This window comes from Nocardia sp. NBC_01499 (assembly GCF_045040275.1).
Taxonomy (GTDB): Bacteria; Actinomycetota; Actinomycetes; order Mycobacteriales; family Mycobacteriaceae; genus Nocardia.
Genome location: NZ_CP109426.1, coordinates 1,001,421 through 1,022,590, shown reverse-complemented (window position 1 = coordinate 1,022,590; position 21,170 = coordinate 1,001,421). Strand labels below are relative to the sequence as shown.

22 protein-coding genes and 1 pseudogene are annotated in these 21,170 nt (G+C 65.3%); 14 read left to right on the top strand and 9 right to left on the bottom strand.

The window, feature by feature from the left end; translation table 11 throughout:
- Positions 1-86 precede the first annotated feature (86 nt).
- Together OG203_RS04600 and OG203_RS04595 are read left to right on the top strand one after the other, a co-directional pair.
- Positions 87-890 carry a HEAT repeat domain-containing protein gene (locus OG203_RS04600; RefSeq protein WP_405164401.1) on the top strand — a complete coding sequence of 268 codons (804 nt, stop codon included), beginning with the start codon at positions 87-89 and terminating at the stop codon, positions 888-890.
- Between the two features lie 177 nt (positions 891-1,067).
- A complete protein-coding gene (locus OG203_RS04595) occupies positions 1,068-2,465 on the top strand; it encodes an ATP-binding protein (RefSeq protein WP_405164400.1) in 1,398 nt (465 codons plus the stop codon).
- Here the strand turns inward: OG203_RS04595 and OG203_RS04590 are convergent.
- Positions 2,440-3,555: a serine hydrolase domain-containing protein gene (locus OG203_RS04590; RefSeq protein ID WP_405164399.1), complete on the bottom strand. Its 1,116-nt coding sequence runs from the start codon at positions 3,553-3,555 to the stop codon at positions 2,440-2,442. The two genes, OG203_RS04595 and OG203_RS04590, sit on opposite strands and share 26 nt — an antisense overlap.
- A 68-nt stretch (positions 3,556-3,623) precedes the next feature.
- Positions 3,624-4,481 (bottom strand): helix-turn-helix domain-containing protein, encoded by an 858-nt coding sequence (locus OG203_RS04585; RefSeq protein ID WP_405164398.1) that lies wholly within the window; start codon positions 4,479-4,481, stop codon positions 3,624-3,626.
- Positions 4,482-4,592: 111 nt separating this feature from the next.
- Between OG203_RS04585 and OG203_RS04580 the strand changes: the two genes are divergently transcribed.
- Complete coding sequence (locus tag OG203_RS04580; RefSeq protein WP_405164397.1) at positions 4,593-5,240, top strand: hypothetical protein; 648 nt, start codon at positions 4,593-4,595, stop codon at positions 5,238-5,240.
- 40 nt (positions 5,241-5,280) lie between these two features.
- Here the strand turns inward: OG203_RS04580 and OG203_RS04575 are convergent, their stop codons facing one another.
- The 4 genes from OG203_RS04575 to OG203_RS04560 form a co-directional block, all read right to left on the bottom strand.
- Positions 5,281-5,793: a nuclear transport factor 2 family protein gene (locus tag OG203_RS04575; RefSeq protein ID WP_405164396.1), complete on the bottom strand. Its 513-nt coding sequence runs from the start codon at positions 5,791-5,793 to the stop codon at positions 5,281-5,283.
- A gap of 17 nt (positions 5,794-5,810) precedes the next feature.
- A complete protein-coding gene (locus tag OG203_RS04570) occupies positions 5,811-6,302 on the bottom strand; it encodes an SRPBCC family protein (protein WP_405164395.1) in 492 nt (163 codons plus the stop codon).
- A gap of 282 nt (positions 6,303-6,584) precedes the next feature.
- Entirely contained in the window at positions 6,585-7,235 is a 651-nt protein-coding gene (locus OG203_RS04565; RefSeq protein ID WP_405164394.1) for an NAD(P)H-binding protein, read from the bottom strand.
- A 199-nt stretch (positions 7,236-7,434) separates the two neighbouring features.
- Positions 7,435-8,328, bottom strand: a complete 894-nt coding sequence (locus OG203_RS04560) for an Lrp/AsnC family transcriptional regulator (protein ID WP_405164393.1) — start codon at positions 8,326-8,328, stop codon at positions 7,435-7,437.
- Positions 8,329-8,439: 111 nt separating this feature from the next.
- On the opposite strand from OG203_RS04560, the gene OG203_RS04555 reads away from it, so the two are divergent.
- From OG203_RS04555 to OG203_RS04525, 7 genes and pseudogenes are all read left to right on the top strand, one after another.
- A complete protein-coding gene (locus OG203_RS04555; protein WP_405164392.1) occupies positions 8,440-8,646 on the top strand; it encodes an FAD-dependent monooxygenase in 207 nt (68 codons plus the stop codon).
- 26 nt (positions 8,647-8,672) lie between these two features.
- Entirely contained in the window at positions 8,673-9,728 is a 1,056-nt protein-coding gene (locus OG203_RS04550; protein WP_405164391.1) for an FAD-dependent monooxygenase, read from the top strand.
- A gap of 278 nt (positions 9,729-10,006) precedes the next feature.
- Positions 10,007-10,621 (top strand): transcriptional regulator, encoded by a 615-nt coding sequence (locus OG203_RS04545; protein ID WP_405164390.1) that lies wholly within the window; start codon positions 10,007-10,009, stop codon positions 10,619-10,621.
- Positions 10,618-11,592, top strand: a complete 975-nt coding sequence (locus tag OG203_RS04540) for an ornithine cyclodeaminase family protein (RefSeq protein ID WP_405164389.1) — start codon at positions 10,618-10,620, stop codon at positions 11,590-11,592. Before OG203_RS04545 ends, OG203_RS04540 begins: the two co-directional genes overlap by 4 nt.
- Entirely contained in the window at positions 11,589-12,722 is a 1,134-nt protein-coding gene (locus OG203_RS04535) for a DSD1 family PLP-dependent enzyme (protein ID WP_405164388.1), read from the top strand. Before OG203_RS04540 ends, OG203_RS04535 begins: the two co-directional genes overlap by 4 nt.
- A gap of 190 nt (positions 12,723-12,912) precedes the next feature.
- A complete protein-coding gene (locus tag OG203_RS04530; RefSeq protein WP_405164387.1) occupies positions 12,913-13,188 on the top strand; it encodes a hypothetical protein in 276 nt (91 codons plus the stop codon).
- Positions 13,189-13,730: 542 nt separating this feature from the next.
- Positions 13,731-14,075 (top strand): annotated as a pseudogene (locus tag OG203_RS04525) (hypothetical protein); the annotation flags it as partial.
- A gap of 35 nt (positions 14,076-14,110) precedes the next feature.
- Here OG203_RS04525 and OG203_RS04520 read toward each other — a convergent pair.
- The 3 genes from OG203_RS04520 to OG203_RS04510 all read right to left on the bottom strand — a co-directional run bounded on the left by OG203_RS04520 (position 14,111) and on the right by OG203_RS04510 (position 17,534).
- Complete coding sequence (locus OG203_RS04520; protein WP_405167769.1) at positions 14,111-14,539, bottom strand: GtrA family protein; 429 nt, start codon at positions 14,537-14,539, stop codon at positions 14,111-14,113.
- A 222-nt stretch (positions 14,540-14,761) separates the two neighbouring features.
- Positions 14,762-17,302, bottom strand: coding sequence for a lanthionine synthetase LanC family protein (locus OG203_RS04515; RefSeq protein ID WP_405164386.1), 2,541 nt, complete (start codon positions 17,300-17,302; stop codon positions 14,762-14,764).
- A 58-nt stretch (positions 17,303-17,360) separates the two neighbouring features.
- Positions 17,361-17,534 (bottom strand): hypothetical protein, encoded by a 174-nt coding sequence (locus OG203_RS04510; RefSeq protein ID WP_405164385.1) that lies wholly within the window; start codon positions 17,532-17,534, stop codon positions 17,361-17,363.
- Between the two features lie 261 nt (positions 17,535-17,795).
- Here OG203_RS04510 and OG203_RS04505 point away from each other — a divergent pair, with 261 nt between their 5' ends.
- The 4 genes from OG203_RS04505 (at position 17,796) to OG203_RS04490 (ending at position 21,135) form a co-directional block, all read left to right on the top strand.
- Positions 17,796-18,167 carry a hypothetical protein gene (locus tag OG203_RS04505; protein ID WP_405164384.1) on the top strand — a complete coding sequence of 124 codons (372 nt, stop codon included), beginning with the start codon at positions 17,796-17,798 and terminating at the stop codon, positions 18,165-18,167.
- Entirely contained in the window at positions 18,164-19,066 is a 903-nt protein-coding gene (locus OG203_RS04500) for a hypothetical protein (protein WP_405164383.1), read from the top strand. Before OG203_RS04505 ends, OG203_RS04500 begins: the two co-directional genes overlap by 4 nt.
- Before the next feature lie 116 nt (positions 19,067-19,182).
- A complete protein-coding gene (locus tag OG203_RS04495; protein WP_405164382.1) occupies positions 19,183-19,572 on the top strand; it encodes a hypothetical protein in 390 nt (129 codons plus the stop codon).
- Positions 19,573-19,758: 186 nt separating this feature from the next.
- Complete coding sequence (locus OG203_RS04490) at positions 19,759-21,135, top strand: hypothetical protein (protein WP_405164381.1); 1,377 nt, start codon at positions 19,759-19,761, stop codon at positions 21,133-21,135.
- Positions 21,136-21,170: the final 35 nt, after the last annotated feature.

Below are 21,170 nucleotides of genomic sequence, written 5' to 3'. Positions count from 1 at the left end.
GGTGCACCCGTGCTGAAACCGTTGTCCTGTGCTGACCAGACGAAACGCGGTCGGGGGACGAGATCGGCGCCAGGTACCGTTGGGCGGTGAACCCAGCTGATGCGCGACTCCTCAAAGACGGCGATCTCGAGACCCGCGAGGACAATCTGCGGCTGCTGCTGGTGCGGGCTGCCGACGGCGACGCATCCGCCAAGGAAGTACTGTGCGCGCTCGTCCGCGACTATCCCGACTACCACCGGTCGCTGTACAGCCGGGCATTGAACCGGGCAGCGGTCTTCGGCGACGACACGCTGCGGGCGCCACTGCTCGCGTCACTGGCCGACACTCGATACAACTGCCAGGCATGGGCGGCGATGGGCTGCGCGGCGCTCGGCTTCCGCGATGCGGTTCCCGGCTTGGTCGCGATGCTTGACCACGCACAGGAGATGGCTCGCGAGCAGGCGGTGATCGCGCTCGGCACGCTCGGCGACGAATCGGTCGTCCCGGCGCTCACACCCGTGCTGCGGGACCCGATCGCGGGAATGCGCGAACGCGCCGCCGAGGCCCTTGGCATGATCGGCGGCGACGCGGCCCTGGCCGCACTATGGGACGAATTCGAGCACCGCCAGTACTACCGCATCGGCTATATCGCCAGCGCACTGGCCAAGTTCGCCCCGGACGTCATCCCGAGGCTGTGCGAGGCGGCCGACCGCGACGACCCGGACCAGCGATACTGGGCGGCCGTCGCGCTCGGTTCGACCGGCGACGACCGTGCCGTGCCGACGCTGGAACGGCTGATGGCCAACGACCGGGGCTCAACAGTCTTCGACGGCATGGTGAGCGTCGCCGCGAAGAAAGGCCTGCGCACGCTACGACGAATCCAAGCCGCGATCGCGGCCCGCGAATCCTGAGAGTGCCGCTGCCGCAGGGCAGCTAACGCGTCTCTCAGTCGCATCTCAGTCGGTGCGTTCAGATTGGTAGACATGCGTATTCGGGTTGTCCGCGGTAGGGGAACAGGGTTGCCGGAACGGCAGTTTCGCGGTCGGTCCGCAGTAGCCGAAGTGTCACCGCAAGTCGATGCGCACGAAATGCGACACCCGACGCCGTTGACGAGTCCGGTCACACTGCGCTGGCGGGTGACGCTGTTGGCGGCCACGGTGGTGGCAATGGCGGTCGCGCTGGCCGCCATCACCGCCTATGCGGTGGTGTCACGTGCGCTGTACGCCGATGTGGACAAGCAGTTGAAAGCGCGAGCGACGGGGATGATCGACAGCGAGCTCGATGCGCTCGACTTTCGATTCGTATTGACGTTGGGCGCACTGTATTCCAGTGATGTTTCGATCGCGCTGAAGTACCCGGAGGCCAACGAGTGGGTCGCACTGCCTAGGGAGATCAGTCCGCCGATCGGCGCGCTGGAGTTGGCGGTCGCGCGTGGCGCTTCCGAATTCTCTTTACGGACAAGCGACAATCAACGGGTACTTGCCGAGCGGATGAAAAGCGGGACGACGCTGGTCATTTGGCAGTCATTGCGGCCGACTCAGGGTGTGCTCGATCGGCTGGCCTGGCTGATGCTCGTGATCGGTGGCAGCGGTGTGGTTTTGGCCGCCGCGGTGGGGGCCGCGGTCGCCCGGACCGGATTGCGGCCCGTTGCGCGCTTGACGTCGGCCACCGAACGGATCGCACGCACCGGTGACCTGACCTCGATTCCGGTCACGGGCGACGACGAACTCTCCAGGCTGACAGAGAGTTTCAATACGATGCTGCGGGCACTCGCGGAATCGCAAGCGCGGCAACGTCGTCTGGTCGCCGATGCCGGTCACGAATTGCGCACCCCGCTGACGTCGTTGCGCACCAACATAGAACTGCTGATCTCCTCGTTTCGCCCTGATGCGCCAGCGATTCCGGAGCAGGACATGGCCGAGCTGCGTTCGGATGTGCTCGCTCAAATTGGGGAAATGTCCACACTGGTCAGCGATCTGGTGGATTTGGCCCGCGAGGAAGCTCCAGCGGAGGCACGCGAATTGGTCGATATCGGTGAGGTGGCGGAGCATGCGCTCGAACGCGTGCGTCGCCGCCGCACCGGCGTCACGTTCGTCGCGGAGTTGCGTCCGTGGTTCATGCGCGGTCACGCGGCCGACCTGGAGCGAGCGGTATTGAATGTGCTCGACAACGCCGCGAAATGGAGTCCGGAAGACGCCGAAGTAGCCGTTGTCATGAACGAAACCGAGGACGGTGTAATGGAATTCGCGGTCAATGACGCCGGGCCCGGGATCCCGCCCGCGGAGCGGGAGTTGGTGTTCGAGCGGTTCTATCGGACGATGGCCGCCCGTTCGATGCCCGGATCCGGCCTTGGCCTTGCCATCGTCGAACAGGTGGTGACGAGGCACGGTGGGACGATCACGATCGATACCTCTGATCGCGGCGGCGCGTCGATCCGCGTCACGCTGCCGGGTGCGAGTATCAATCGCACAGCGCCAGTTGGATGACAGCGCGAAGTGCGTCATCGATGGGATGGGCCTGCGGCTTTCCCTCGGCGTCGAGTTGGTTCCACCGCTGCAGGTTCACCGCGACGGACATTTGTCGTTGGCCGTCGGCACTCGTCATGGACATCGCGCCGCCGCCCCAGACGGAACCGTCATGGCCCCAATAGATGCCGTGCCCGGGAATCGTCATCTTGTGCAGGCCGAGACCGTAGTCGATGGTCTTCCCCTCGAACGAGATGACCGGAACGGTGCGTTGCATCTGCGCCAGCGAGGATGGACTGATGATTTCGCCGGACAGCAGCAGACCGTAGAAGCGGTTCAGGTCCGCGACGGTCGAGATCAGCGAAGCCGCGGGCCCCACCCAGGACATGTCATAGACGCTGTAGTCGCGCGGCGGGTCGATCATGCCGAACCACGACTCGTAGTGCAGTGAGTGCGATCCGTTGATATACGGACCGGCCGGGAGCTCGGTGTCGTGCAGCCCGGCGTGCTCGATGACGTTGCGGGTGATGCACTTCTCCGCCGAGGTACCGGTCACCAACTCCAGGAGTTGGCACAGGAGTAGGTAATTGGTGTTCGAGTACACCCCGGGCGTGCCACCAGGGGCACCGACGGCGGCTGCGGCGACGCCGAGTTCGATCAGCTCGGTCGGGTGAAAACGGGTGAATCGGTTGTCGTCGAAGCTCTTTGGTGTCGTCTTCGCCACGATGGGGAAAGCCGCGAGCGACGGGTAAGCATGCGGGAGGTATTCGGCGAGGCCGCTGGTGTGATTGATCAGCATCCGGACCGTGATCGACCCACCGCGTTCGCCGGGAACCAGCTGTGGCAGGTAGTGGCCGATCGGTGTATCGAGCGCTAATTCGCCGTGCTCCACCTGTTGCAGCACAGCGGCCGCTGTGAACGTTTTGGTGATGCTGCCGACGCGGTGTCGCATATCGGCGGTGCTGGGGCGGTCGGTGGCGACATCGGCGAGTCCGGCTGCACCGCACCATGTTTGGTCGGCGTCGCGCACTTCAGCGAAAACCCCAGGCATGCCCGCGCGATGAAGGGTATCCAGGGCGGCCTGTAGCTTCGTGGGGTCAAGGGTACTCACGGCGGCTGTCCTCTTGTTGTCGATGGGGTGACGGTTCGCGCCGCACCCGAGGTGCCACCACTATCGACCTACTGATCCCGCACGGTATTGGACAAATTTCCCCAGGCCCGGTGCCGATGCCGGGCGATGGTCGGCTGATAGTGCGCCGACAGTGCCCCCGGCGTGTTGTCGGTGAAGAGCGACACGTCGCGGCACAGATGAGCCTGATCGGTGTACCCGCACTCCATGGCGACCTCGGCGGCGGGCCTGCCCGCCAACAGACCGTCCACCGCATACCGGAATCGGACCAGCATCGCCGCTCGCTTGGGGGTCAGGCCGATCTGCGATTCGAACCGCCCGAGCAGCCGCTTATGGCTCCAGCCAAGGGATTCGGCGAGCGCACCGATTCGCACCTGGCCACGGGAGGTGAGGATGCGATTCCAGCTGGCGAGCACCTCGGGGTCGGGCGTCCGCATCGGCCGATCACGTTGTGCCAGAAACGATTGCGTCAACGCAAAACGCTCGTCCCAGGTCCCGGCCGACGCGAGTTGCTCACGCAGCCGCCGAGCCTGCTGTCCCCACAGATCCTCGATGGCGACCGCGCCACGGCCCAAATCTGTTGGGGCAAAACCCAATAGCGAATACGCCTGGATCGGCGACAGGCGAACCTCGACGCACTCGGCGCGCTCGCTACGAATCCGCATGGCCTCGACGGGAAGCCCGACAACGAAGCCGTCGAGCGCCCGCCGCCCGACTGCGTCGTCGACGATCACCTCGCGACCCCCGAATTCGATCACCACGGTGACCGCCGCCGTCCCGGCCACCCGCAGGTCCAACCCGGCGCCACCCGTGTCGCGGTAGCCGATGATCGCGACACCTCGCGGCCCGGCATCGGCCGGACCGGCGAAGTCCCACGCCCTATCAGGCTCGCGGCCGACAATTCCCACCTGTCCAGGCTACGGTCGCGGCCCGTGCAGGCCTATTTATGTGACTTGTGCATAAGTCTGTGTGCCGCGGGTAGGCGGTAAAAGCAGTTACTTCGACAACTGGAGGCTCTGATGAACGTCGATGACAACGTTTCCGCGGACCGCGGCCCGGCGCTCAGAATTCCGCGCAGTCGGGGAGCCCTCGGTGGGCTCGCGGTGTTCTTACTCGGTATTTGGGGTGCGCTGGTTCCATTCCTCGGGCCGTACTTCGATTTCTCGTTCACGCCGGATGACTCATGGGTGTGGACATCGGCGCGTGGCTGGCTCGAGGTACTTCCCGGCGTCGTCGCGATCGTCGGCGGGCTGTTGATGTTGGCAAGTCGCAACCGCCTCGTCGCAGGCTTCGGCGGTTGGCTGGCAGCGGCTGCGGGCTTGTGGTTCATCATCGGACCGTTCCTCGCGGACCTGCTGAACATCGGCGCCGTCGGTGACCCGGTCGCGAATTCCGACCTGAAACGCGCCATCCTGCAACTGACCTTCTTTTACGGTCTCGGCGCGCTGATCCTGTTCTTCGCCGCAACCTCACTCGGCCGGTTGTCGGTGCGCAGCGCGCGCGATATCGCCTTCGCGCGACGCGAGGTCGATGCCAGGTCCGCCGTTCGCCCGGACAATCGGGCTGCCGCGGTCGAGGTACCGGACCCGGTCGATACCACCGATCGGCCAACCTTCGGCACGCAACCACGACTGCACAAGCCGGAATTGGGCGGCGGCCACGCTTGATCCGGCCGCTCCTGAGTGACCGCATGCCGGCATGCCGCAGCTACGTCGCGCGTGCTTGCTCCGGTAGGTCGGTGGGACCGCCCTTGTCGATCTCGGCCTGCGCGGCTTCGTGGGAGTAGAACAGGTCGTGACCGAACTTCTCGCCCATGACTTGACCGGCGTAGTACGACAACCGCAGGCCGCTGAGCATCGGGCGGTGATAGACGGCGAGGTGGGTGATCTTGCCGTCGTCGCCGCGGGTGAAGGCGGTGACCCCGCGCATGATCTCGCCGCCGAAGACGGTCAGCTCCCAATCCATATACGTGCGAGGGCCATTGGTGGCCTGATGGGTGAACCGTTGCGTCTCGTACACCTTGCTGACCGAGCCGAGGAGGTAGGCGACGGCTTCGCGGCCGCGTACCGGACGGGTCATCACCATCGGCACCTCGAAGACGACGTCCTCGGCGAAGGCGTTGGCGAATTCCTCCTGTGAGCGTGCGGCCCATGCCGCGGCGTAGTCCGAATCCGCAAGGCCCGGAGCAGCGTTGGGTGCGGTCTCGTTTACGGTGGTCATCGTTAGCTCCTGGTTGGTCATAGGCGAGAACGCTGGTCTGTAGTCGCCTGCTGGTTGATGCGTTCGGCCGCCCGGATGAGTCGCGCGGCGAGCGCCCGGATGATCATCCGATTGAGGAACAGGGTGGCGAGGTCGACGCCGGGTAATGAGCTGGCCCGGAACGATGCGGTCCAGCGCAGGTCGGTGCCGCCAGCGGGCGTCGGGGCGAAGACCACCTCGGCGCGGTAGTCGCGCACCGGCTGGAACGGGCCGATGAACCGATAGACGTGCCGCCGGTCCTGCTCGTATCCGACGGTCTCCTCACGCAGAAACATCGGCCACAGGCCGACCTTGCGGATGGCGCCGAGGCCGCCCGGTTCGTGATCACCCTGGCGGTCCCAACTTGATTGCGCGATCACCGGTTTCGACCACTGCGACCAGTTGGCGCCGTCTGTCTCGAGCGCGAACAGCGTCTCCGGCGGTGCGCTGCTGATGCGGTTGACCTCGAACGAAAGCCTGCCGTGTGCCATGGATTCCTCCTGCGCTTGTGCGGGGGCAGAACTGAATAGCTGATTCGGGTGACACGCGGAAAATATACAACTATGTATTTAATACAGGACTGTACACTTTCGGCATGGTTAGGCAACCGGATAGCGATGAGACGGCCATCACTGAGCCCGCTGACCGCGCATCTCATCGACGCGATCCGCGCACGACGCCACCGGCAAGCAACGCGGCCTGCAACCCAACGAGCTGCTCGACCAACTCGCGCAATTCCTGCCGACCACGGCCGCACCGGCAATCGGGCACGACTAGCGGACGTTCGCGCGGACCGCCTTGTCGATCGGGGTCGAGCCTGTGTTCAGTTCGAGGATCTGGCGAGCGATGCGGGGCTCGTGCAGGAGTTCGGCGAGGGTGCTGGCGACGTCGTCGCGAGTGATCTCGCCGTGGAACTCCGCGGGACCGAGGGATATGGTGCCGGTTCCTTGGCCGTCGAGAAGTAAAGCGGGACGCAGGATCAGCCAGTTCAGTTCGCTGCGGCTGAGTGCGATGTCGGCGTTCTTCTTGACGGCGAAGTAGTACTCGACCTCCTCGCCGTTGTCCCGTTCCCGCCATGATTCGGGGAGCACGGAGACCAGGGCGAAGCGTTCGATCCCGGCGAGGTGGGCCGCCTTGATCGCTTTCGTCACCCCGTCGCCGTCGATCGCCTTCGTGACTTCCCTTGTGTCGCCATTGGATCCGGCGCTGAAGACGATCACGTCGACATCGCCGAACATCGCAGCCAGCTCTTCCTCGGTCATGCTGGACAGATCGCCGACGTGTGCGTCGATGCCTTGCGTTTCGAGCTCGGCCCGCTGCTCATCTCGGCGCACCAGCCCGTGCACCGCGTCTCCTCGCGACCGCAGTTTCCGCGCGAGCAGACCACCGATACCGCCGGTGATGCCGATGATGAAAACGTCCATCGTGGAAGCTCCTTCAGTGCGTGCGGTGGGCCATACCTCAGGGTTCAACGGCGCGAGTCCCCGTGCGAATTCCAGGGAGTTTCGGCGGCGAACAGTCGAATCGACTGCGACTAAGCAGGATTCGCCGCTTTTTTGACGGTCCTGATCACCGGTGCGGTTTCCACGTGGGTGATGGCGGGCAGGGCCGCGACGCGGGTAGTCAGATAGTGATACAGCTCCCGCTGATCAGCGCATACTGCGGTCGCGTACAGGTTCGTCGGCCGGTTGTGGCTGCGGCGAAAGCGATCTCGGGATGCTCGGCAAGTGCCGCGTCGGCCTGCTCCAGATGTGCGGGGGAGACCGAGATCCAGAACAGGGTGCGGATGCCGAGGCCGACCTGGCGCCAGTCGATGTCGATATCGAGGTAGAGCACCCGGCGTTCACGCAGTTCGGTCATCCGCCGCCGGACCGTAGTCGGTGACCAGCCGGTCACCGCGGCCAACTGCTCGACGCTGGTCCGCCCGTCATCGGCCAGTGCGGCGAGGAGTTTGCGGTCGCCGTCGTCGAGTCGCACCGGACCCGGCCGATACGGCACCGAGGAGGGGCGCAGCAGCGCGGCCTCGTCCGCGTTCAGCGCACCGAGCTTGGCGATCAGGTTGTCCGAGTCGCCGTAGAAGACGTGTAGCACCGAGTGCGCGGTCACCCCTTCCACCCGGGGGGTGCGCGGGAGTTTGGCCAATAGCAGTGCCTCGCTGTCGTTTTCGTTCTCGGTGCGGACCGTGCAGCTGATCTCGCTGCCGCCGGAGTGCAGGCTCACCCATGACGTGTCCGCTCGCCGGGCCAGCGCCTCGGCGACCGGGACGGCCGCGGCGGGTGCGCAGCGCACCCGCAGGAACCAGGTCGTCCCACCCAGCGCGGTCGGATCGATCCCGCCGATCACCCGAACCACACCGACCGACCGCAACCTGGCGTAGCGGCGGGCGATGGTGCGATCCGACACGCCGAGAGCCGCGGCGATGGCGCTGAATGCGGCCCGGCCATCGATCTGCAAGGCGTGCAGGAGACGACGATCCAGCTCATCGATGACGAATTCCACTGCGGCGACGGTAGTCATTGTCGGATATCGACACAATGAGCCCGGTCACGAGCTCGGCGATCCCGGCGGACGCACCGTTGTCGTGTCCGGTCGATCCGACCGAATCCATTGCGACACAAGGAGAAACCCATGGACACCGAGGTGCTCATCGTCGGCGCGGGCCCGACCGGCATGACGCTGGCCAACGAACTGCGGGTAGCGGGGGTGCGTGCTGTGCTGGTCGACAAGCTCGCGCGGCGCAGCGAGTTGTCCAAGGCGGGCGGTGTGCAGTCGCGCGCCCAGGAGGCCTTCGATCAGCCGCACACGACATCCATGTCCGACGCGACCACGAGTTGATCGAACTCACGCAGAACGACCACGGTGTGACGGCGACCTTCGCCAACGACCACACCATCGAGGCGAGATACGTCGTCGCCGCCGACGGCGGCCACAGCACCGTGCGGTCACTGGTACGCGCCGAATTCCCCGGGCGGGTAGGGACGTCGACCACGATCGCCGCCGACGTTCGGCTGGACGGCGACGTCCCAACGCTGACCCGCACCCGGAGCGAGGACGGCTATTCGGCGCAGGTGTTCCCGCTTGGCACCGACCCGCAGGGCAGGCCACTGCACCGGCTTGCCCTCGGCGGGCCGAAGTGGTCCCTGTCCAGGGACGTTCCCGTCACCGATGACGAAATCCGCGACGGCCTGCGCAGCGTGTTCGGCGAACGGGTGCGACTGCTCGAACTGCGCTACGCCCGCCGCATCACCAACGTGGCCCGCCAGGCCGCTCAGTATCGGCACGGGCGCGTGTTCCTGGCCGGTGACGCCGCCCACGTCCATCTCCCGATCGGTGCGCAAGGCATGAACACCGGAATCGGCGACGCGCTCAATCTCGGCTGGAAACTCGGTGCCGCCGTGCACAATTGGGCTCCCGAACAGCTGCTCGACGCTTACCACACCGAACGGCACCCGGTCGCGGCCGCGGTGCTGCGCAATGTCCAGGCGCAGAGCCTGCTGATGGATCGGGAAGGCACGAACGACCCGGACGTGGTCGCCGCCAGGGACTTGTTCGCATCGCTGACTCAACTGCGCGAGGTCCAGTACCACCTCGACGACATGCTCTCCGGGATGGGCATCCGCTACGCCATGCCCGGCAGCGACGACCGGCCACTGGTCGGCCTCCCCGCACCGGACCTGAACATCGGCACGACCCGGTTACACGAACTGCTGCGTTCCGGCCGCGGCATCCTGCTCGACCCGGCCGACAAACTTGCCGAACTCGTTGCCCCTCGGTCGGATCGGGTAGACCGCACGGGCCAGGGCGCCGATACCGAGCCGATGCTCATCCGTCCCGACGGCTACGTGTGCTGGACCGCTGGCGCCGACTACGGCACCGACGAACTGGAATCCTCGCTCGCCCACTGGTTCGGCGTATGAAGGCTGCGCACTGTCGACCGCTTCTTGCGACATACCGGAGTGCGTCCGTCGGTGTATCGCAATTCCTGACTCGTCGCTGTCGCGCCTCGGGCAGGTCATAGACGTCCGACGGGACGAACGTCGCGGTTGGGTGGCGTGGTTGCGGCTGGTGTGTGACACTTTGTTCAGATGTGGACACTTTGTTAAGGAGTCGGTGGGATGGTCGCGGCGGTTTTGGTGGTGTCGGTGGGGGAGAAGTGAGTAGCACTGCGGATGCGGTGTTTGCCGCGGTGCGGCCGATGGTTGCGGGGATCGCGGCGACATTTGGGCGTAGTTGTGAGGTTGTTTTGCACGACTATCGCGATCCGGAGCGGTCGGTGGCCGCCGTGGCCGGGGCGGTCACCGGTCGTGGTGTCGGGGATGCCATGAGCGAGATCGGGTTACGGGTTTTGGCCGCGGGGGTGGATGCGCGCAATGAGGTCGGGTATCTCACGCGTGCTCAGGATGGGCGGTTGCTGAAATGTACGACGCTGCCGCTGTTCGATGCCGATGGGGCGCTGATCGGCGCCTTGTGCATCAATATCGACCTCTCGGCCATCAATCGGGCCACGGGTGTGTTGACGGATCTGCTCGGGCTGTCCGTGGTCGCGGATGCACCGGTGCCAGCAACGGATTTCTCGGGGGAGCTGGATCAAGTGCTCGACTCCGTGATCGAGCGAGCCGAACGTGCCAACGCGGTGCCCGCGTCGGCGCTGGGGCGCGAGCAACGGCTGGAACTTGTTCGCGCGCTGCATGATGCGGGCGTTTTCGCGTTACGCGGTGCGCCGGCGCGCGTGGCCAAGCGCCTCGGCATCTCCCGAACCGGCCTCTACAACGACCTGACCACTGTGAAGAAGGACAGCGAACAGTCATGACCGACACCGTCTTTCGGGCAACCCGCCAACCCGCCGACGCCCCGGTGCTGATCCTCGAGTCCGAGTCGGCGTCGCTGATCGATGCGGACCTCGCGCTGCAGGCCGCGCGAGAAGCGTTCCTGGCGAGCACAATTGGCACAGCTTTTCCGGTGGTGATCGGGCATGCGTCCGCCAATCGCTTCACTCTGAAATCCGGTTCGGCGGGCGATCTGGTCGGCGTCAAAATCGGTAGTTACTGGCCGGGCAACGACAAGATGGCGATACCGCGGCACAACTCGACCATCATGCTGCTCAGCCCCGAGACCGGCCGCCTGGCCGCCGTGGTCGAGGCCGGGACCGCCAACGCTTATCGCACCGCGGCCGCGGACGCACTCGCCGTCGACACACTCGCCCGCCCCGACGCGCACACCCTGACCGTGATCGGCACGGGCCGCCAGGCCCGCTACGAGGTGCGTGCGGTCACCAGGGTGCGACCGATCCAACAGGTCTTCGTGGTCGGCCGCCGCCCCGACGCCGCACGCGAATTCGCCCGAGCCGTAACCACTGACACGGGTTTGCCTGCCGAACCCGCCGAGACGCGGTCCGCGGTCGCCGCGGCCGACATCGTCGTCACCGCGACCACCGCACGCCACCCGCTGTTCGACGCCGCGTGGATCGCACCGGGCACCCACATTTCCGCGATGGGCGCCGACGGCCCCGGAAAGCAGGAACTGCCGCCGGAGCTGTACAACCGGGCTCGCTTGTTCTGCGACCTGCCCGACCAGTCCAGCACCATCGGCGAGTTCCAGCACGCGGGCACGGCCGATCTCACCCCGCTGGGCGCCGTCCTCAACGGCGCCGCCGAAGGCCGACGATCACCCCACGACATCACGGTGTTCGACAGCTCCGGCTTCGCCCTCCAAGACCTCACCCTCGCCGCCGCACTGCTGCGTCGATACGCCGCCACCCACAACCCGCAGGAATACCCGTGACCACGCTGGACACCCCCGACACCCCCTTCGCCGTCGTCGACACCACCCGACTCGACCGCAATATCCACCGGCTGCACGACCACCTCGACGCACTCGGCGTACCACTGCGCCTGCATGTCAAGACCAGCAAGTCCATCGACGTCGCCCGGCGCGTGCACGCGGGCGAACCCGGGCCCATCACCGTTTCCACCCTCGGCGAGGCCGAGTACTTCGCCGACGCCGGTTACCGCGACATCCTCTATGCCGTCGGTATCGACCCGCACAAACTGCCCCGTGTCGCCGCACTCATCGGCCGCGGTGTCACCCTCACCGTCCTGCTCGACAGTTCAGCTCAAGCCCATGCCGTCACCCAATTCGCCCGCGAGCACGGCATTTTGATCCCGACGCTGATCGAGATCGACTGCGACGGTCACCGCGGCGGCATCACACCAAGCGATCCCACCTTGGTCGAGATCGGCCGGCTCCTTGCCGACAATCTCGCCGGGGTCCTCGGCCACGCGGGCGAGTCCTACTTCGCGTACACACCCGACGCACTCCATCAAGCCGCCGACAACGAGCGCGACGTAACGCTTGCCGCGGCGCGTGCCCTCACCGGCGCGGGACTGCGCTGCCCGATCGTCAGTGTCGGATCGACCCCCACCGCCCACGGCGCCACCGACCTCACCGGCATAACAGAGGTCCGAGCGGGCAACTACGTCTTCTTCGACCTCGTCATGGCAGGCATTGGCGTCTGCACCGCCGACGATCTCGCACTGTCGGTGGTCGTCACCGTCATCGGCCATCAACCCGCCAAAGACTGGATCATCACCGACGGCGGCTGGATGGCCACCTCGCGCGATCGCGGCACCCAGATCCAATCGGTCGATCAGGGCTACGGCCTCGTCACCGACCTCGCGGGCCAGCTCATCCCGGACCTGCTGATGACCGGAGCCAGCCAGGAACACGGCATCCTGACCCGCCGCCCCGGCAGCGCCCGATCCACGCCCGATCTGCCCGTCGGCACCCGCCTGCGCATCCTGCCCAACCACGCCTGCGCCACCGCCGCCCAACACCACCGCTATCACGTGGTGAACAGCTCGACGAGCACGACCGCGATCGACGCGGTATGGACCCGCCACAGCGGCTGGTGAAAACCGTTGGGCAGCGCAGGATTTCGCCGCTGCTGTAACCGCAGTTCTGCCAACAACTTCGGGGGCAGACGGTCGATACCTTTCACCGCGGTGCGCAGGTCGGCGAAACTCCGCGAGTGCGTCCATTCGGTAGTATCGGCTCGTGAAATGTGTAATGCCTGCTCTCATAGGTGCTTTGACCGTCGCCGCGGTGTCCGTGGCCGCTCCCGCCGTCTCGGCCCTGCCCACCGGTTCGTTCGGTGGCGGGGACGGGCGTGAGGTAGTGATTATCGACGGCACGCTGGAGTTGAGTGACCTCAACGCGTGCTGGGCAAGTGGCTTTGCCCGCGACATTCGCTTCGAGAACCGCGGTAAGCGCGATTTCCTGGTGTACGCGTCGAAGGACTGCACGGGTGAACCCACCGCGACCGTCGCCCCTGGCGCGTCCGCGACCTTTTTCGGTTGGTCGGCCACCGCCGCCAGGTAGAACGTGTCCATCGGTATGAACCCGGCGACGAGTTCATACACCCCCTCACCCCGATAAACCTGCTGGCCGAGTTCGGCGAATTCCGTCGGCGAGGCGGATTGTCGGTGTAGGTTTCTGGTCGAGGCCCCCGGACCTGCCCTGGTTCGGGGGCCATCGCCATTCCGGAAGCGGTCGATATCGCCGCTGAGTCGAACCAGCACCGCCCACGGGGCAGATCCATCGAGTAGTCGCCACTATGCGTGTTCGTCCGCGTTGCTGAAGGTTCGCTGGCCTACGCTGTGGTCAGGCGGTGCGTTTCTCGACGTTGTGTTACGGGGCAGTCATGGCAGGTCGAACTAGCGAGGGAGTGTTCGGTGAAGCGCTTGTTGCCAATTCTGGCAGGAATGGTCCTCATCGCAGGTGCGGCAGCGTGTTCGAACGACTCCACGCCGTCGCCGAGCACCTCGGTGACACTGACCAGCACCGCCACTCCGACGACGGCACCGGCCACCACCACGTCAGCACTGGCCACTACACCGGTGGTGCCACCGCAGCCGACCCCCAATCCCGGACCGCGCGGCGCCGACGGTTCCACCGGCAACAACCTGAGTCCCGAGTACTGCGCGAAGAATCAAGATCCGGGATGCCCGCTCGGCAGCTACATCGGCCCCAATGCCATCCAGAACCCCAATGGTGACGGCACCTGGGTGCCCTGCGAGGGCACCATCTGCACCAACCCCAATCACGGTGCCGGACCCGAAACCACCCCGCCGACCGAGCCTCCGTCGACCACCCCGCAGAACTCGACCCCCGTCGAAGGCGCGCCCTGCGAGGGCGACGGCCACTGGGTGCATCTCACCGGTGACAACGCCGCGCACTACGGCACCGAATGGCTCTGCCAGCACTGACCTGAATTCGGTTCGGGGAGTGTGGCTTTCGTGATTCAGAAGACGATGCCGCGCAGTGCGAGGAAGCGCATACCGCCGACCACCGCCATGATGGCGATCACGGCGCCCGTCTGCGCGATCTCGCCGAGGCCGGGTGCCAAGAACTGGAGCCCGGCCAGCGCCGCCGTGCTGAATAGCAGGCCGATCAGCGCAAGCCCGCCGCCTTCCCACTGGGCGGTGAACCAGTCGACCCGTCCGGCCGCGTGGAAGGTGAGCTGCCGGTGCAGCTCGTTCGCGATCACCGTGCTGACGATCGAGCCGACGACATTGGCGACGAGCGGGCCTGCCCCGTTCATCGCGATGAACAGCAGCACATAGGCAATGTTGCTCGAGCCGCCGACCAGGGTGAAGCGGATCAGCTGGGCGAAGGTGTGGTCGCCGCGCAGATACCGCATCGCGCGGTCGAGCCATTCTGTGCCCAGCATCGGGTGCGACCCAGCGCCGATGGCCAGATCGAGGCCATCGAGGATCGTCTTGTCACGGTGCGCCTTCCGCAGCCCGGAAGTGGCAATTGCTGTGCTGTTCACATACATACTGTCGCCAGCCCGGCTTACACCGAGCTGGCACCGACCTGACAGTCCGCTGACACGGTGTTCGGACTGGTCAAGCAGGGTGACGTCACAGCATGTGCATCACGCGGTGTCCGGTCAGAACGGTCCGATCGTCGACGGCGGGTCTCCGGCGTGCAGGCGGCGCAGGAATGCGAGTGTTCCGGCGTGGCCGGTTGCCCAGGACACGATGTTGGATTGTTCGGTCGCGTAGGCGGATTCGGTGCCGTCGGCGATGCCGCGGATGATCAGCTGTGTCGCCGCCGACCAGGCGGCCTCGGTGAAACGATCGTCGTGGGTGGCGTCGGACAGGCTGACCAGGAAGTCGCCGACTCCGGCGATACCGCAGCAGGCGCCGGGGTAGGAAAGGTACGGAACCCATGCGGCACAGGTGATTCCGGCGGCGATCGCGAGATCCATTGCCTCGGCGTCGTCGCGGACTTCCGCGATCCGGAGCAGGGTGGTACCGATTCCGGCCAGCCCGCGACACCACGAGACGCACAGGGGTACGGCGGTGGTGTGGTCGGATCGTTCGATGAGCGAGCGGGTCTGCCGGTAGAGCGTGTCGATCCGGGTCTGTAGCGCGGGATGATCGGGGGTCATGTGCAGGAGGAAGGTGATGATCCCCGCTTGTCCGTGGGACAGGCCGGCTGCGGCGTCGAGTCCGGCGGCCACCGGGAGTTCCTCGGCGGAGTAGTGCGATTCGGCGTGCGTGTGATCGGCCAACATGTCCGCGCATCGCCGGGCGACGTCGAGGTGGTGTTGTCGAGCGTGTGGTGCGGTCGACGCCGACTCGGCTTGTAGGTAGTGCCCGAGTCCGACACCGGCCGCGCCGACGACGAGATCGTCTCCGTAGGGCTGCCAGTCCGTCGCGAGATCGGTTGGCGGCGTCGGGATATCGAGGCCCGCGTCGCGGAGGCGGCGGAGCAGTACCTCGATACCGGTCGATCCGACGAACAACCCGGGCTGGAGTCGAGTTCGTTGCGCACCGTCGGCGGCGAATCGTGCGAGGCGCCGCGCCATGTCGCTGGCGTCCGGCCGGTGCAGGTGGTGGAGCAGCTCCAAGCCGACTCCGGTCGCGCCACGGTAGGCGTTCATCTCGGGCCATCCGCCGGGTTGGTCGAGAAGTTGGTCGACTCGGACGAGGAGATCGTCCAGCAGGTGGTCGATGAGTTCGGGCACGTCGGTTCGGCCGATCGCGATGGCTGTCGGCAGCACGGTGGTGTCGGAAAATCGTTCTGGGTGACCGGAACTGAGCGCCTTCAGTGCCGAGAGCGCATGATCGACGTCGGCGTGCAACAGTCCGATGACGCACCGGATCGACGGAACGGGTGTGTCGCCGTAGATCCGCTGGATGGTCTGCAACGCGCTGACGCGGGGATCGTTTGCCGTGGTCACCGGGTCGGCGCCGGTCGCGGCGAACAGCAGCGTCATCCCGAGCGCGCGCAGGTCGTCGGCGATGGTCGCTGGCTCGCCGTGCAGTTGTGCAGGCGATGCATAACCTGGTGTGCCGCCGGGGATTCGGACGGTGCCGTGATTACACAGTCCGAAATCGATGAGGGTCGGCTCGCCGGTGGACTGCCGAATGACGATGTTCTTCGGCGAGAGGTCGGCGACGATGAATCCGCTGTCGTGGATGTCGGTCAGGATCCGGGCCAGTCGCGTGGCCAGCCGGTCGAGTGTTCGTCCCGCGGCCGAATGCGATGACGGGTCAGGGCGATAGCGTCCGTTGCGGGGGACATCCGTTGCCAGGTTGCATTCACCGCAAAAACTGGTGACCAGGTATTCGTCGTCGCCGTGCCGGAAATGGTCGATGTACTTCGGGACGCCCGTTATTCCGGCAAGGCGTTCGAGCACGTACCGCTCGTTGCGTAACCGTATTCGGGCGTCGTCGCCGAAGGCCGATTCCGCGACATACGCGCGAGCTTGTTTGACGACGACGGATTCGCCGGTACGGGTGTCCTGCGCGCGGTAGACATTGCCGTGTCCGGCCTGGAGTAAGCCGTCCACCGGGCGATAGTGGTCACCGAGGATATCGACCAGGTCCGAGGTGTCGTCGGCGACCAGACCCGTGAAGGGATCCACCACCCATGGCGGCTGCCGGTAGGTCGGTTTCGCGTGGCCGTCGAAGCTTTCGCCGTTCGGTCCGGTCATCAGCATGCTCAGTTGGCCGTCCGCCGCCGCGACCAGCTGCCGCCGAAACGGGCCATACCGGTAGTAGACCGGTGCGTCGCCGGTGACCTTGCGGTCGGACAGCACCCGAGGCGCTTTCTCGCCGTGCAGCAATTCGGCAAGCTGGGTTCCCAACTGCCGGATTTGTGCCGGATCCGGATAGATGGTCCACGCTTTGCCGACCGATGCCCCGCCCCTTCTGCCGTCGTTCAACGATTGCAGTACCCGCCGTGACCGAGCCATCTTGAAGGGGCACCCGGCCGCCAGCAATACCGGGACAACAATGTCGATGATGCGGTCGAATTCCGAGGTACGCGCCGAAATGTGTAGCTTCCAGCCATGATCGGGCAGCGCTACCTCAGGGTTGTCCACGTACAGCCACACCGGGGACCGGCGCAGCCGGTGATCGTATTCGATCGCCGCCTGCGCCACCCGCTGCTCGATATCGGTGAGATCGAGTTCCGTCATACAAACATTGCCCGTTCGGATTCGCCGCGCACTGAGTTATCCACCGATGGTCTAGCAGCTAGTCGCTGAAGGGCGGATAGCTGACGGTGCAAATCTGGGTGTTGTCATAGCAGATATTGCTCGCCGGGCAGGCGGCAACATTGTGCAGTGGATCCGGATCACCGAAGAGGACATCCGTTTCGACGACCGTCGCGCCGGCGTTGCGTGGCGCCAGCTCCAGCAGAACTTCCATCTCTGTACCTCACTTCATCGCGATCGACTCGCCCGACCGGTTGCGTACTCACGCTAATGATCGAACGAAAAATCTTGCAAGACAATGGTTTCGGGGGATGTAGCTCCCCAGTTGGACCGTGTGGGGAGGTCGGTGCGGCCCGAGGCCCGCCGAGGTATGGCGTCAGTGGTTTTAGGGGCTTGAGGTGTCCGCGCCCGGTCGTCAAGACTTAGCGAAGGGGTGGGGTTTCTGTGTGAACGGATCAGGATCGAGGGTGGGAACGTGGTTCATCAAGGTAACCGGCTCGGCGTCGAGCTGTATGAACTGGAGAAGGCGGCGAAAGCGGATTTCCCGGTAATCTCCGACGACTACGGCACTACGATCGGTCACTGCGATCGTGTCCGAGCTGAGGTAGACCAGGCAATGCGGCGTCCAGCGTACTTCGGTGGTGACCCGCTCGGTCCGGTGCACCAGGCCTATCTAGACCTGCACGACACCGTGGCAGGATTCCTGAAAGAAACCAAGACCAATCTGAACGACACAGCCGCGGCATTGGACAGGGCAGCGCGGTATTACGCGCAGACCGATCGAGAGGCGGGCGACGAGATGAACCGCCGCGCGCACAATGACCCGGAACTGGGCGGTAAGTGGTGAGTTTCGACCAGCTGATGCAGCACGCGAAGGACATCACGGTGAAGGCCGCCGATTTGATGGCGAAGGAGAGGTCCGGGTCGGCGGGGGTCCACAGGCCCGAGGAATTCATGCCGCACCTCGCACTACTCGAGGCAAAGTTCGAGCCATTCTCCAGGTTGCCCGATCCAGCTGGATACGATCCGCTGATCGACCATCTGAACAGGGCCATGGAGAAAGTGAATACTGGGTCTGTCGCTCACACCGACCTCAGCAAAGACATCGGCTTGTCGAACCCGAATCTGGACAAGATGACATCCGACGGTGGCTATCTGCAAGGCTGGACCGGCGAGGGGGCGATGGCGTTCAAGGCCAACTTCGTCGACACTTTCAAAACGCTGTCCGGAAACCAGTTCACGGCGCTGTCGACCATGAAAGGTGTCCTCCAAGCGCACCAGGCGATGTGGCTCAAAGCGCGCGATGACATCGACAAGATCGCTGAACACACACTGGACGCGCTCGATAATGCCGGTGGCTGCGGTAAAAATAAGTGGAGTTTTGGTTTCTCGGTGCTCTCTGCTGTCGGCACGATCACCGGAGCGGCTATCACCATCGCGACCGGGGGTGCTACCGCCCCTATCGTCGCGATCGGAGCGGCCGCATCGCTGGGTAGTGCTGGCGTGGCCAGTACTACGGCATCCGGGGACTCGGTCAACACCATCATGAATTCGATGACGCAGGCGATCGACGATCTCACGAAGCATATTCAAGAGGTCGAGACACAGCAGATCACCGACCGAGTGCGGGCGCTGATCGACGTCCTGAATGGGAACAAGGTCAAGCTTGTCGCGGCTCGCCCGAAGCTGGCAGGGATGAACGATCGCGACCTCATCGGTGACAGTGGCATGGGCAGCCCAGCCTAGAGACAGGAGTGGGGGCCGTGATGGATTTGGCTACCAGGCTGGACAGTATTCGGGTGCGTGTGTGTGCGCCTGGGACGGAAATCGAAGCGGAGTTGTCTCAGCGTACCTGTATCACATTGTCTTTCGGGGAAAGCGCTTACGCGTTTGTCGACGACTCGAGGTTGGAGCGGGCGCTGACCGCTATCGCGCGGCTGCTGTGGGTTGGGTGGCAGCGACAGTATCGACGGGCGATCGAATACACCGACCTGCATATCGATGCCGATGACCAGCATGATCTGAACTTCTTCGCGGAGCGAGCCGAAATCGAGGCCATCGGCGAGTCGAGCGACGAGCGGATCACGATCTCCGCGATAGGCATGGAGAATTTCTCGGTTCGCATCGAACCAGGCACGGTGCGTGAGATATCCGAAGCCGAGTTCCGCGCGAGCGCCGCCGAGGCGGCCACGAAGTTGATCGAGGATTTCCTGACCAAGGTGGCGGAACTCAAGAAACGCTACTACGACTGACGGAACGCAGGCTGTGGCGCCGATCCGGTTGCGCCGCTTGGGGATCGACGCCGATCGTCGAAGGGGTCGGGTCGGGCTGCTCGGCCCCCTCGGCTGGCCGGTGTCGGCGCGGCACGATATGATCAACGCGATGATGACTCAATCTGTTCAAAGATTGGGGGTTCCATTCGTGCAAGGTGAGTGCTGATGCTCACTGACATCACGAATGGGGACACCTCCCGCTTTTCCTTCTGGCCACGCGTGCGTGCATTCGCCGTGCCGCCCTCCATGATCGAGACCGCAACCTCCCGCCGTCGGGTGGGGGACTGGGCGGGTGCTTGCGCCGCAGCGGGTTTCGATATCGATTTCACTATGCGGTCCGTGGCACGCAACCACGGGCACGAACTCGCGGCCCGAATCCGGGCCGATCTCCGCCATCTGGCTCCTGACCTGTTGCGATGGCACCTGCCGAGGGTCGCTCCCGACGGGTTGCTGCGGCCAGGCCTGACCATCGTGCTAGCCAAATACGAGTCGGCACCGGACCAGCGCGGCTCGCGTCCCCTGCAGCTCGTGGTTCGTACCGCACCGGCCTGGGCGGATGCCGGTCAGCGGATCAGCCTCGCGCTGTGGAACGGATCCGCTTGCGGCACAAGCCTTCACCCGCATCCTCGGCCCAACCGGCGCTTCCGCCTGGATCTGCATCGGCACCTGTGGGATGCCCGCCGGGTCGATGAGTTGCGGATTCGATCCAGCGCCGAGCGGGTTCCGGACAACCGCCCGATGCTTGACCCCGAGCTGCTCGCGACAGTGCCCGGCAGCTGTGCCGTTGACAGATGGGCGGCCGAGGCGGAAATTCTGCGCAACGCCGAGGGACGGCGCAGCAGTACTTTCGTCGTGCGTTTCGGAGCCGGACAACGGCTGGTGCTGGAACTGGACACGGGCGGCAACACACCCACGGTGCGGATCGCCTCGGGATATCCGGTCGGCGGCGTCTCCGCTCTGCCGGTCCTGCCCGACGCGTCGACCTGGACGCTGCCCGATCTGGAACTGCTCCGTGCCGGTGCGATAACGGCCGACCGGCTGCATCCGCTGGTCGCATCAGCTCTGGCACCCGGCTATTCGCCGACCGACGCACCCCAAGTCTCGGACCCGGCAGGTCAACCACGCCTCGTGCAATGCAGGGGAGAGCAGCACAGAATCGGTCTGGTCAACGGGGTACTGGCTGCTCTTGACCACGACCAGGCCGAGATCCGCCGCGAGGAACTGCTGGTCGCGCTGACCGGCACTCCGCTGCCGTGCCTACAGGCCATCGACGCGGCGCACCGTCATCCGGACTGGCTCGTCGGCGTCCGTGAACGTCTGGACCATGGCGACACCGCAGGTGCGCTGGCAGTCGTCGGTGGTCTGCTCGGTCCCGACGCACTACTGCGCGACGGTGCGCTGCGCGACGAACTCCAGACGTCCGCGCAACGACGAATCGCCTACGGACTCTTCAGGTCCGGCCTGTCCGACCCCGGATTCGTCCCCCCGGTTCGCCGCCCGCGCGACCGCCGCGCACACCCGCGCAATGCAACCTCGCACTGACCTTCGTCGCCCGGCTCCACCAACCACCCAAGGTG

Excerpts from the sequence above, each read along its gene's own strand:
- OG203_RS04595 (WP_405164400.1), top strand. The coding sequence starts at position 1,068 with ATGCGACACCCGACGCCGTTGACGAGTCCGGTCACACTGCGCTGGCGG.
- OG203_RS04580 (WP_405164397.1), top strand. The coding sequence starts at position 4,593 with ATGAACGTCGATGACAACGTTTCCGCGGACCGCGGCCCGGCGCTCAGA.
- OG203_RS04575 (WP_405164396.1), bottom strand. The coding sequence starts at position 5,793 with ATGACCACCGTAAACGAGACCGCACCCAACGCTGCTCCGGGCCTTGCG.
- OG203_RS04570 (WP_405164395.1), bottom strand. The coding sequence starts at position 6,302 with ATGGCACACGGCAGGCTTTCGTTCGAGGTCAACCGCATCAGCAGCGCA.
- OG203_RS04565 (WP_405164394.1), bottom strand. The coding sequence starts at position 7,235 with ATGGACGTTTTCATCATCGGCATCACCGGCGGTATCGGTGGTCTGCTC.
- OG203_RS04560 (WP_405164393.1), bottom strand. The coding sequence starts at position 8,328 with ATGACTACCGTCGCCGCAGTGGAATTCGTCATCGATGAGCTGGATCGT.
- OG203_RS04555 (WP_405164392.1), top strand. The coding sequence starts at position 8,440 with ATGGACACCGAGGTGCTCATCGTCGGCGCGGGCCCGACCGGCATGACG.
- OG203_RS04545 (WP_405164390.1), top strand. The coding sequence starts at position 10,007 with ATGGTTGCGGGGATCGCGGCGACATTTGGGCGTAGTTGTGAGGTTGTT.
- OG203_RS04540 (WP_405164389.1), top strand. The coding sequence starts at position 10,618 with ATGACCGACACCGTCTTTCGGGCAACCCGCCAACCCGCCGACGCCCCG.
- OG203_RS04520 (WP_405167769.1), bottom strand. The coding sequence starts at position 14,539 with ATGCTGGGCACAGAATGGCTCGACCGCGCGATGCGGTATCTGCGCGGC.
- OG203_RS04515 (WP_405164386.1), bottom strand. The coding sequence starts at position 17,302 with ATGACGGAACTCGATCTCACCGATATCGAGCAGCGGGTGGCGCAGGCG.
- OG203_RS04510 (WP_405164385.1), bottom strand. The coding sequence starts at position 17,534 with ATGGAAGTTCTGCTGGAGCTGGCGCCACGCAACGCCGGCGCGACGGTC.
- OG203_RS04490 (WP_405164381.1), top strand. The coding sequence starts at position 19,759 with ATGCTCACTGACATCACGAATGGGGACACCTCCCGCTTTTCCTTCTGG.